Source organism: Vibrio sp. 1078-1 (assembly GCF_033340475.1).
In genome coordinates, this window is record NZ_JAWOWM010000220.1 from 1 (window position 1) to 802 (window position 802).

Here is an 802-nt window from a genome sequence, read left to right on the forward strand (position 1 = left end):
GTGAGTTCGATGATCAATAAACAAGCGATGTACGCGATGGGCATCATGTCTGCCATTGCGTTGGTTGGTTTTCTCATCACCATGGGATTGATTCGTAAGATCATCGTGCGACCAATTCAAAAAACCTCGCACTTTATGTCGAACGTTAGTGCCAGCAAAGATCTCTCCCAGAGACTTGTCCATAAACAAAATGACGAAGTTGGCCAACTTTCCCAGTCTATTAATTCCTTTATGGATACCGTTTCGGAAAGTCTTGAGCGCGTGCAAGACACCTCCCACTCGTTAGCAGGGTCTGCAGGTCGTCTCACCGACGTTGCTCAATCCACTGATGAAGCAGCAAACAATCAGCAATTAGAAACCAATGAAGTGCAAAACAACATTATTGATATGTTGCAGCAGCAAGTCGTGGTTGAAGAGGCAACAATCAACGCAACGACGTTGGTAAACCACACCGTTGACGTAGCCACAAACAGCGCCAGCCAAGCGCACAATGTCAGCGAAGACATCAAGAGCTTAGTCAGCAACATTGAACAAGTGCGTGAGAAGATTACGTCTCTAAATCAGAGAACCGAAGAAGTTTCCTCAATACTCGGTGTAATTAAAGGCATCGCCGAACAAACTAACCTACTCGCTCTAAACGCAGCAATCGAAGCGGCACGCGCCGGAGAGCAAGGTCGTGGCTTTGCGGTCGTTGCCGATGAAGTGAGAAATCTGGCCTCACGTACCGCCGAAGCCACCAGCAACATTGAAAGCATCATTTCCCAATTTCAGCAAGGCAGCGAAGAGTCCCTGTCGTCGGTCG

The 802-nt window shown here is 48.0% G+C and carries 1 protein-coding gene; it reads left to right on the forward strand.

Annotation, left to right across the window (positions count from 1 at the left end; all coding sequences use genetic code 11):
- The coding region (locus tag R7190_RS26735) for a methyl-accepting chemotaxis protein (protein ID WP_318137781.1) at window positions 1-802 on the forward strand (802 nt) is incomplete at both ends.